The sequence below is a fragment of the Gordonia sp. IITR100 genome (assembly GCF_002009645.1).
Classification (GTDB): Bacteria; Actinomycetota; Actinomycetes; order Mycobacteriales; family Mycobacteriaceae; genus Gordonia; species Gordonia hongkongensis.
In genome coordinates, this window is sequence record NZ_MVKV01000032.1 from 1 (window position 1) to 9,849 (window position 9,849).

10 protein-coding genes and 4 pseudogenes are annotated in these 9,849 nt (G+C 63.7%); 9 read left to right on the forward strand and 5 right to left on the reverse strand.

The features are described from left to right. Positions 1 to 150 (forward strand): IS3 family transposase (locus tag B1818_RS23480; protein WP_139114277.1); only part of this gene is annotated, 150 nt, incomplete at its 5' end. A 99-nt stretch (positions 151 to 249) separates the two neighbouring features. Next, complete coding sequence (locus tag B1818_RS23485) at positions 250 to 1,173, forward strand: acyl-CoA dehydrogenase family protein (RefSeq protein ID WP_014928945.1); 924 nt, start codon at positions 250 to 252, stop codon at positions 1,171 to 1,173. Between the two features lie 67 nt (positions 1,174 to 1,240). Here B1818_RS23485 and B1818_RS23490 read toward each other — a convergent pair. Beyond that, positions 1,241 to 1,483 (reverse strand): annotated as a pseudogene (locus B1818_RS23490) (MMPL family transporter); the annotation flags it as partial. A gap of 4 nt (positions 1,484 to 1,487) precedes the next feature. Next, positions 1,488 to 1,613: pseudogene (locus B1818_RS24625) on the reverse strand (TetR family transcriptional regulator); the annotation flags it as partial. Between the two features lie 108 nt (positions 1,614 to 1,721). On the opposite strand from B1818_RS24625, the gene B1818_RS23500 reads away from it, so the two are divergent. Next, on the forward strand, positions 1,722 to 2,198 hold the full coding sequence (locus B1818_RS23500) for a PaaI family thioesterase (RefSeq protein WP_004020623.1): 477 nt from the start codon (positions 1,722 to 1,724) through the stop codon (positions 2,196 to 2,198). 5 nt (positions 2,199 to 2,203) lie between these two features. Here the strand turns inward: B1818_RS23500 and B1818_RS23505 are convergent, their stop codons facing one another. Beyond that, the gene (locus B1818_RS23505; RefSeq protein WP_004020622.1) at positions 2,204 to 3,229 is read right to left on the reverse strand and encodes an AraC family transcriptional regulator; all 1,026 of its coding nucleotides are present in this window, start codon (positions 3,227 to 3,229) and stop codon (positions 2,204 to 2,206) included. A 99-nt stretch (positions 3,230 to 3,328) separates the two neighbouring features. Between B1818_RS23505 and B1818_RS23510 the strand changes: the two genes are divergently transcribed. The 6 genes and pseudogenes from B1818_RS23510 to B1818_RS23535 form a co-directional block, all read left to right on the forward strand. Then, positions 3,329 to 3,649 carry a 2Fe-2S iron-sulfur cluster-binding protein gene (locus tag B1818_RS23510; RefSeq protein ID WP_004020621.1) on the forward strand — a complete coding sequence of 107 codons (321 nt, stop codon included), beginning with the start codon at positions 3,329 to 3,331 and terminating at the stop codon, positions 3,647 to 3,649. 26 nt (positions 3,650 to 3,675) lie between these two features. After that, positions 3,676 to 5,067, forward strand: a complete 1,392-nt coding sequence (locus B1818_RS23515) for a cytochrome P450 (RefSeq protein ID WP_004020620.1) — start codon at positions 3,676 to 3,678, stop codon at positions 5,065 to 5,067. Beyond that, on the forward strand, positions 5,064 to 6,263 hold the full coding sequence (locus B1818_RS23520) for an NAD(P)/FAD-dependent oxidoreductase (protein ID WP_014928948.1): 1,200 nt from the start codon (positions 5,064 to 5,066) through the stop codon (positions 6,261 to 6,263). Before B1818_RS23515 ends, B1818_RS23520 begins: the two co-directional genes overlap by 4 nt. After that, positions 6,260 to 6,931 (forward strand): transglutaminase-like domain-containing protein, encoded by a 672-nt coding sequence (locus B1818_RS23525; protein WP_004020618.1) that lies wholly within the window; start codon positions 6,260 to 6,262, stop codon positions 6,929 to 6,931. Before B1818_RS23520 ends, B1818_RS23525 begins: the two co-directional genes overlap by 4 nt. Before the next feature lie 111 nt (positions 6,932 to 7,042). Then, a complete protein-coding gene (locus B1818_RS23530) occupies positions 7,043 to 8,056 on the forward strand; it encodes a BtrH N-terminal domain-containing protein (protein ID WP_172622077.1) in 1,014 nt (337 codons plus the stop codon). Between the two features lie 300 nt (positions 8,057 to 8,356). After that, positions 8,357 to 8,704: pseudogene (locus B1818_RS23535) on the forward strand (transposase); the annotation flags it as partial. 142 nt (positions 8,705 to 8,846) lie between these two features. On the opposite strand, the pseudogene B1818_RS23540 reads toward B1818_RS23535, so the two are convergent. Together B1818_RS23540 and B1818_RS23545 are read right to left on the reverse strand one after the other, a co-directional pair. Beyond that, positions 8,847 to 9,668, reverse strand: a pseudogene (locus B1818_RS23540) (IS256 family transposase); the annotation flags it as partial. A gap of 31 nt (positions 9,669 to 9,699) precedes the next feature. After that, positions 9,700 to 9,849, reverse strand: a 150-nt coding sequence (locus tag B1818_RS23545; protein WP_139114277.1) for an IS3 family transposase, incomplete at its 5' end; no start/stop codon positions are given.

Here is a 9,849-nt window from a genome sequence, read left to right on the forward strand (position 1 = left end):
GCTGAGTACGTCGAATGGTTCAACCACCGCCGCCTGCACGGCGAGATCGGACACGTCCCACCCGTCGAGTACGAGAGCGCCTACTGGTCGACCCACACCGTCACCAGCTACCGTGAGAACCCGGTCCCCGCAAACGCTGGAACCAACTAACCGAGCCTCCAGCAAACCCGGGGCGATTCAGTCTTCGCAGTAATCCGCGAGATTGCCAAGGTCGACGGCTCGCTTGGCCACCTCTACGGATACCACCTCGTGTGTGCAGCCTTCATCGAACTCCTCGGCTCGCCGGAGCAGCGCGACGCCACTTACCGCCGCGTGGCGCAGGGTTCCTGGACGGGGAACGCGTTGAGCGAGAACAACAGTCACATTCTCGACTGGAAGGTGCGTGCAACCCCACGCGACGACGGTGGTTACGTGCTGAACGGGACCAAGCATTTCTGTAGCGGGGCGCTCGGATCCGATCTGCTTCTGGTGTTTGGCGTGGCGCAGGATGATGACTCACCCGAGCGGTCGGGAATTATCACAGCGGTCATACCCACCGACCGAGGGGGAGTGCGTCCCAACAATGACTGGAAAGCCCTGGGGATGCGGCGGACCGACAGCGGTACAACGGACTTCAAAGATGTTCAAGTGCTTCCGCACGAGGTGTTGGGGGCTCCGAACAGCGTGATCACCGACTTTTTCGGCTATAGGCGCGCCAGCCTATTCGGCCCGTTGGTGCAACTGATCTTCTCGCACGTCTACATAGGAATTGCCGCCGAAGCGCTGGACTCCGCTCGCGAATACACGCTGGAGCACGCACGGCCATGGACCCCTGCGGGGGTTTCTGAGGCCACGCAGGATCCATACGTAGTTCGGACCTTTGGAGAGCTTGCGATTAAACTACAAGGCGCTGACGCGGCGGCCCGCGATGCGTCGCACGCGGTGCAGCGGATCTGGGAGAAGGGTGATGCTTTGGCACCCGCCGATCGGGCCTCGCTGATGGTTCAGGTGTCGGGGGTGAAGGTCTTGGCCACCGAGGCGGGTCTGTCTATAGGCAGCCGGATCTTCGAGGTCATCGGGGCGCGTGGGACACACCCGCGTTTGGGGCTGGACCGGTTCTGGCGCAACATCCGGACGCACAGCCTGCATGACCCGGTGGCCTACAAGATTGCCGACGTCGGCCAGTACTTCTAGAACGACCGTGATCCCGTCCCAGGCTTTACATCCTGACAAGTTCGACAACACACATCGGCGATCCCCCCACCAGGTCGCGGGCGGAAGCGACATCGGCGGTGGTGCCACGAAGTTCCTGGACAAGCTCGTCGTAGCGTGCACGCACCGTCGGGGTGAGGCCGCCACGGTTCTCCATGGCGATAAACGCCGTTGTCTTGGCGCCTTTCTCCCCGAACGCCGTGCCCATCCGGTCGAATGACTGAAACGACGGCACTCCCGCAGGGATCGGGTCGACCGACTGCTGCCGCACGACTGTCTCCAGCTGCGGGAACGCTCGTGACCGCCTCGACGGTGACAGCCTCCACTCCCCCGCTGCGCAGCAACACCGCCGTGGCGTCGAGCAGACGGTTCCGGGAACGAACCCGCCGCGGATCGACGTCGTCGAGGCCATTGATGCTCACCGCCACCAGGTCTCCTCACGCTGTTGGTCCAGCGTGGATGTGGCATTCTACCAACGATACCGTTGGTAGTGGTCTGCTACCGGCACGAGCATCGATTCGAGGACTGTGATGTCAGCACCCACCAAACTGCCCGCACACTCCCCATCGTGCATGGGCTGCGGGCCGGAGAATGCCAGCGGCCTGCAGCTCGAGGTGTACCGCGACGGCGACCGCGTTTTTGCCGATCACTCTTTCACCACCAAGCATTCCGGTGGACCAGGTTTGGCGCACGGAGGCGCTATCTCGGCCGCGTGCGACGACATCATGGGATTCACGCTGTGGATCGCCGGCACCCCGGCCGTCACGCGCACGTTGACCGTCAAGTACCGCCGACCGGTACCCCTCCACGTACCAGTACGTCTTACGGCGTGCATCGACGAGGACGCCGATCACATCCTGCACATCGGGGCGAGCGGGACTGTGGACGGCGAGACCTACTTTTCCGCCACCGGCGAGTTCGTGAAAGTCGATCTCATGCACTTCGCGCGCTACGCCGACACCTCCACGGTAGACAGCTTTTTCGTCAATCTTCTTCGCGCGGACTGACCTGCTCAGATGCCCGGCGCTGCCTGCCGATTCGCCGGTGCGCGGCGAAACCGCGTCGGGGAGCATCCGACCCACCGTGTGAACGCATGAGAGAAGCTGGCGGCGTCGGAGTACCCCAGTTCTGCGGCTATCTCGCCGACACCGATGCCCGGATCCAGCAGTCGCGCGGTGGCCCGTTCTTGGACGAACTGCTGCCGCAGGCGACGCAGGGTGGTGCCCTCGGCGTTCAGGCGTCGCTTGAGTGTGCTCACCGATATCGACAGCTCCGCCGCGATACGAGCACCGTCAGCGCGGGCAGGGTCGGCATCGAACTGTGCGCGGACCAGCTGCGTGTAGGAACTGGGCCTACGCTGTTCGTAGACGCGTCGAAGCTCGGCAATACCGATCCGGTAGGCCACGGGGTCGGAGAAACGGCACACGTCGTAGAGCACGGCAGCCGGTATGTGCACGAACGCCGCGGGCGCGTTGAAAACGATCCGATGGCCGATCTCACCCACGGCGATCAGGTCTGCCGGCGCCTGGCATGTCAGATGAAGCTCCACGGAGGGGACGGCACCGGCGAGCATGTCCACCAACCGCAGGACAGCCAGACCACCGTAGGTGACGGCGAAACAATCGGTGCCGGCGCTGTCGGTGCGCCCGGCCAGAGCGATCGTCAGTCCAGAATCTCCGTGCTGGAACTCGGTGCTCAGCGCGGTCGATATCAGGGGCAAGAACTGAAGCAGTTGAACAACTTCGACGACGGAACCCGCACTGACCAGCGGCAAACTGATGGGGCCGAACGAGGTGAGCTGAGCGTGCTCGGCGAACGCTACGCCCAACCGGAATCCCTGCTGGGAATCCATCGCCGGATACACCTCGTGAAACCACCGGACAGGCACTTGGCCCTGTCGCGCAATGACGACCGCGAGATCGACGCCCTCGCGGGCCATGATGCGTTCGAACGCTCGGGTCTCCGCCGCGCCCAAGGCGCCGCTGTCGAGGAGCTGGGCGAACGCCAGCGGCGGCATCCCCGACTCGACAAGGCTCATATGAGCCAAGTTAACAAGACATCGCGACGTCCGAACCTGGATCGACCACATTCGCCGCGCGCACACTCATCTCTACGACCCAGGAACAAGGAGGTGGCCATGGCCACGATCACCTACGTGACCCACGACGGCGAGGACTACCCCGCGCCGGTGATGCCCGGCAGGTCACTGATGCAGACCGCGGTCGACCAGGCGATACCGGGCATTGATGGCGACTGTGGCGGTGAGGCGGCATGCGGAACCTGCCACGTCGTCGTCGACAGCGCGTGGATCGACACCGTCGGCCACAGCACAGACGTCGAAGAAGGCATGTTGAGCATGCACCCCGAGCGTGAGGCCAACTCGCGGCTGTCGTGTCAGATGACCGCGCGCGAAGAGTGGGACGGGTTGACCGTTCACCTCCCCGAGTTCCAGTTGTGAAGTGAGAGAATGAGAGCGACTTTCAGATGAGCATTACCACCGCGATCGCCGAGAAGGCGCAGTCCATGATCCCGATCGATCTGCAGATCCGTGGCGCTCACGTCTATGACAAGACCCGCCGGATCGTCACCCGAACCGACGGCAAGAAAATCTTCACCGAGACCCCCATCCCGCCGGTCGAGGACGTCGAACTCACTGACATCGATCTGAGCAACCCATTTCTCTACCGACAGGGCATGTGGCGGTCCTACTTCGAGCGTGTGCGCAATGAGGCGCCCGTTCACTTCCAGCCCCGCAGTCCCTTCGGGCCGTTCTGGTCGGTCACTCGACATGCCGACATCATCGCTGTCGACAAAAACCATGAAGCGTTCTCCGCCGAACCGTTCATCATCATCGGTCGGCCCCCGCGTTTCATGGATATCGCGATGTTCATCGCCATGGACCCGCCGCGGCACGACAAGCAGCGCGCCGCCGTCCAGGGAGTCGTCGCACCGAAGAACCTGCGCGAGATGGAGGGCCTCATCCGGTCTCGCGTCCGGGAAGTCGTCGAGGAGCTACCGCTCGACGAACCGTTCGACTGGGTCCAGACCGTGTCGGTCGAACTGACCGCGCGGATGCTCGCGACATTGCTCGACTACCCCTACGAGCAGCGCCACAAACTCGTCCAGTGGTCGGATTTGGCCACGTCGATGGAGCAGGCCAACGGCGGACCATCGGACAACGACAAAGTTTTCCGCGAGATGGTCGCGATGGCACAGGGCTTGAGTGCGCTGTGGCGAGACAAGGCCGCGCGGACCGCGGCAGGCGAGGAGACCGGATTCGACCTCATCACCATGCTGCAGAGCAACGAGGACACCAAGAACCTTCTCGACAATAGCCCGATGGAGTTCCTCGGGAACCTCGTGCTGCTGATCGTCGGCGGCAACGACACCACCCGCAACTCGATGAGCGGCGGAGTGCTGGCTCTCAACGAGTTTCCCGAGCAGTTCGAGAAACTCAAAGCCAATCCGGATCTGATTCCCAATGCGGTGTCGGAGATTATCCGGTGGCAAACCCCGCTGGCATACATGCGTCGGGTCGCCAAGAAGGACGTGATGCTCAACGGTCAGTTCATCCGCGCAGGTGACAAAGTCGTCATGTGGTATGCCTCCGGCAACCGCGACGAGCGAGTGTTCGACCGCCCGGACGAGCTCATCATCGATCGGTCCAACGCTCGCAACCACATCGCGTTCGGTTTCGGTGTGCACCGTTGCATGGGAAACCGTTTGGCCGAATTGCAGTTGCGCATTCTCTGGGAAGAACTTCTCGAGCGCTTCGACGACATCGAGGTGGTCGGTGATCCGGAGTACGTGCAGTCCAACTTCGTTCGTGGGATCAGCAAGATGATGGTCCGTCTGACTCCCAAGCCGGAGACGTGAGTACTGATCGGGTCGTGATCGTCGGCGCAAGCCACGCGGGCGCACAGCTGGCGGCCAATTTGCGCAAGGAGAAGTGGGCTGGGGCCATCCTGCTGATCGGCGACGAGGGCCGCCTGCCGTATCAGCGGCCGCCGCTGTCCAAGGCATACCTGGCTGGCGATTGCCATCTCGACGATGTCGCGATTCGGAGCCGCCAGTTCTACGACAAGCAACGGATCGAGCTCGTCGACGGGACCGTGACCTCGATCGACCGTGCCGAACGAACCGTCACTCTTGGCAACAACGACGCGGTGTCCTACTCGAAGTTGGCCCTGTGCACCGGCGCTCGAGCTCGCGCACTGCCGGTCCCCGGCGCCGACCTGCCGGGCGTGCACTATCTGCGCACCGCCACCGATGTCGAGGCCATCCGCGCCGCCGCGGTCCCGGGTTCGCGGGTCGTCATTGTCGGCGGCGGGTACATCGGCCTGGAGACAGCGGCCTCGCTTCGAACCCTGGGTGTCGAGGTCACCGTCCTGGAGGCGGCAGGACGCGTACTCGAACGTGTCACGGCGCCCGTCGTGTCGGAATTCTTCGATCGAATTCACCGCGAGAAGGGTGTCGAGGTACGGACCGACGCAATGGTCGAAGGGTTCCGCGGCGACGAACGAGTCGACGGCGTTGTCCTGTCCGGGGGGGAGACGCTGGCCGCTGACCTGGTCATCGTCGGCGTCGGCGTCATTCCGAACACGGAGCTCGCAGCAGCTGCGGGCATCGACGTCGAAAACGGCATCCTCGTCGACGACCGCGCTCGTACCAGCGATCCTGACATCGTCGCAGCCGGCGACTGCGCCAACCACCGAATCGAGCGGTACGGGCGACGTGTTCGTCTCGAGTGCGTGTCCGCAACAACCGAGCACGCCAAGATCGCGGCGGCCACAATCTGCGACAACACAACCGGTCGCGCCGCACTGCCATGGTTCTGGTCCGACCAATACGACCTCAAACTCCAGATCGCCGGGCTCAACACCGGATACGACGAGGTGCTGGTCAGCGGCAACCCCGCCCATGGCCGCGACTTCACCTGCTACTACTTAACCGCCGGAGAACTGATTGCAGCTGACTGCGTCAACAGACCCGCTGACTTCGTGACCGCCAAGCGCGCCATTGCACAACGAGCGCCGATCGTCAGGTCCGAATTGATCGGAGCGGCCCCATGACCACATCACCGACAAATGCGGTCAGCCCGGCGGCGCTGACGGGTTCACGCTTCCTCGACATCGAGCACGCCACCGTCGCAACCTTCACACGCGAAGCCGTCGGCAACGCGACCACCGACAAAGACAAAGCCGGCCGCCTGTTCACCGCGGTGCGCGACGCCATCCGCTACGACCCGTACACCGTCTCCAACGACCCAGAGCACTACCGGGCCAGCCATGTAATCGAATCCGGGCGTGGATACTGCGTCCCCAAGGCCGTCGTGCTTACCGCCGCATTCCGCGCCGCCGGGATCCCAGCGCGGCTAGGCTTCGCCGACGTCCGTAATCACCTCCAAACGGGCGCCCTACGTGAGCTGATGGGAACCGACGTCTTCGTCTATCACGGGTACAGCCACGTCTACATAGACGGACGGTGGCTCAAGGCGACACCCGCGTTCAACTCGGAACTGTGCGCGCGGTTCGGAGTCGCCCCGATCGACTTCACCGGCGACAGCGACGCGTTGCTCCACGCTCACTCCGCGGACGGCTCAACACACATGGAGTACGTCCGCGAAAGAGGTGTGTACAACGACCTGCCTCTCGACAACATCCTGGTGGCTCTCAAAGAGGCCTATGGCCCTCTTATACTCACGCAGCGTGCGACGTCACTAGATGCATTCCACGCCTAACCCGGTCTGCCTCAGTCGTCGGCCCGGCAATCGACAATTTTCGTACCGCCTCAACACAGGAGGATCGTGTCAGTGTCCGGCCCCTCGATGATCGACCCCTACCCGCACCGAATGGGTGGCCACTGTGGGTCCGGTGCGATGCGAGACCTCATGGAGTGGACCGGGCTCGGTTACGACGGCCCACCCGACGAGGGCCTCGTCTTTGCCCTCGGCGGAGCCCTCTCCCTCACCTACATTCGATCAAAAGCGCTGATGCCACCCGTGTACTTAGTCGGACGAGGACCTGATTTTGAGATCGACCTCCCCCGCCGTCTGGGCGGCACCGTCGAGGTGCTTGCCACAGACGACCCGGCCGAGGGTTGGGAGAACCTTCGTGGCGAGATCGATCAGGGACGCCCTGCACTGGTCTGGGCGGAGATCGCAGAACTCCCCTACCTGCGGGTCCAGTTGCGCATGAGCCGCCACGACATCGTTGTAGTCGGCTACGACGAGACGCAAGGCGTCGCGTACATCGCCGACAACGATCGCGAAGACCTTCAACGCGTCCCACTGGACGCACTCGCACGCGCGCGCCGCTCGACCTCCTTCCCGGAGCCAACCCGACACACGCTGTTTCGTATCAATTGGCCACAGACGCCACCTTCGATTCTCGAGGTGGCCGCACAGGCATTCGCACAATCCGCAGCGAGCCTGAGCACCCCAGGCGCATCGACGATCGCCGGGCCCGCAGAACACGGGTCACACGGCCTCGACGCTGCCAGCGCGCTCGCATCCGACGTCTGCAGCTGGGGAGCCCTGTCGACCGACGACCTCGAGATGCATTTATTCAGCCTCGGCGCCTTCATCGAGAAAGCGGGGACCGGCGGCGGCCTGTTCCGCCGACTGCTGGCACAGGGCTGCGACGAAATCGCGCGCCTCACCGGCGATCACGCCACCGCCATCCTTGCAGCCAACGCCCACCATGCGGCGACATCCTGGACTGCAGTCGCACGCGCAGCAGTACAGAAGGATCACGCCTCATCCGAGCGGCTCCGATCCGTCACAACCCTCGCGGCGGCTCTACCCGAGGCGGAAACGACCCTGGAGGCGTCACTACGAAAGGCCGCAGCATCCTTGTCAGGCTAACCGGCCTGTCGCGGCAAGTCCGCGAGGAGGACGCTAAGCAGGGCCGCCGCGTTCACACAAACGCACGCAGGAGCATTACCATCAGCAGGACGCCGGTTCCCGCTGACCCGGGTCCTGTGACATCGACAGGAGGCAACCGGGAAGCCTGCAGTTCTTCTCGCAGCGTCACGTATCCTGGCCTTCGACCACGCCACCGTGCAGGCGTCCACCCGTGATGCTACCGGCGACGCGGACAACGATCGAGACATGGCGCGGAGCCACTTTGCCGCGGTGCGAAACCAGATCCGCTACGACCCCTACACAGCAGCCCGCATCCTCCTCGAAGTCGGCGACGGTTCAGCATTCGCCACCGCAGGCCACCTGGCCGCCTACGCCGGCATCGCACCAGTCACCCACCGATCCGGCACCTCCATCCGTGGCGAGCACCCCGCCCGATTCGGAAACCGCAAACTCAAACGAGCCTTCTTCCTCTCCGCGTTCGCCGCACTGCACGACCCCACCAGCCGCGCCTACTACGACCGCAAACGCGCCGAAGGAAAGAAACACAACGCCGCCCTCATCTGCCTGGCACGCCGACGATGCGACGTCCTCTACGCGATGCTCAAGCACAGCGAGCCCTACCGAACCCCAATCGCTTCAGCTGCTTGACAAACCCATAGGGACACCCCCCGTTCTGGACGACCCCCACCCAGCGTCTCACGCACGCTCACCACGAGCTCGGCGGGAATCGGGCCCCGACGGGTCTGTCCGATATTCGGTGTAAGCGGCGGTTTTCCGATTGCTCGGCGGGTCAGCGTTCTTCGGCTGCGGGCATACGATCGGCGAACGTGATGGCCGGGGCGTTGAGCGCTGGCTTCCAGCGTACGGCCCACTTCGTCTGACCGGTACCCTTCGGGTCCAGCGACCGGGTGACCAGGTAGAGCGTTTTGAGTGCGGACTGCTCGTTCGGGAAGTGTCCTCGAGCGCGCACCGCACGCCGGTAGCGGGCGTTGAGACTTTCGATCGCGTTGGTGGAGCACAACACTCGCCGTATCTCGACGTCGTAGTCAAGGAACGGGATGAACTCCTCCCACGCGCTCTCCCACAGGGTCACGATCGCCGGGTACGGCGTGCCCCATTTCTCGGCGAATTCCTCCCACCGCGCCCGGGCGTCAGCGGCGGTCGGCGCGGTGTAGATCGGTTTGAGATCGGCGCTGATCGTGTCCCAATACTTGCGGGAGGCGTACTTGAAGGTGTTGCGGATCAGATGGATGATGCACGTCTGTACCGTGGCCAACGGGAACGCGGCAGATACACTGTCGGGCAACCCTTTCAATCCGTCACACACAACGAAGAAGATGTCGCGGACACCCCTGTTCTTGAGGTCGGTGAGCACCGCCAGCCAGAACCTGGCCGACTCGCCGTCGCCGTCGCCGGCCCACATGCCGAGGATGTCTTTGTGCCCGTCGAGATCCACCCCGATCGCGGCGTAGATGGGCCGGTTACGCACCTGCCCATCCCGGATCTTGACCATGATCGCGTCGATGAACACCGCCGCGTACACTTTCTCCAGCGGGCGTGCCCACCACGACACCATCTCTTCGATGACCCGATCCGTGATTCGGGAGACGGTGTGAATCGCCCCGGGTTTGCTGGAGGCTCGGTTAGTTGGTTCCAGCGTTTGCGGGGACCGGGTTCTCACGGTAGCTGGTGACGGTGTGGGTCGACCAGTAGGCGCTCTCGTACTCGACGGGTGGGACGTGTCCGATCTCGCCGTGCAGGCGGCGGTGGTTGAACCATTCGACGTACTCAGC

What these genes read in the sequence shown, in the direction of transcription:
- B1818_RS23500 (WP_004020623.1), top strand. Translation starts at nt 1,722, where the DNA reads ATGTCAGCACCCACCAAACTGCCCGCACACTCCCCATCGTGCATGGGC.
- B1818_RS23525 (WP_004020618.1), top strand. Translation starts at nt 6,260, where the DNA reads ATGACCACATCACCGACAAATGCGGTCAGCCCGGCGGCGCTGACGGGT.
- B1818_RS23510 (WP_004020621.1), top strand. Translation starts at nt 3,329, where the DNA reads ATGGCCACGATCACCTACGTGACCCACGACGGCGAGGACTACCCCGCG.
- B1818_RS23505 (WP_004020622.1), bottom strand. Translation starts at nt 3,229, where the DNA reads ATGAGCCTTGTCGAGTCGGGGATGCCGCCGCTGGCGTTCGCCCAGCTC.
- B1818_RS23515 (WP_004020620.1), top strand. Translation starts at nt 3,676, where the DNA reads ATGAGCATTACCACCGCGATCGCCGAGAAGGCGCAGTCCATGATCCCG.
- B1818_RS23530 (WP_172622077.1), top strand. Translation starts at nt 7,043, where the DNA reads ATGGGTGGCCACTGTGGGTCCGGTGCGATGCGAGACCTCATGGAGTGG.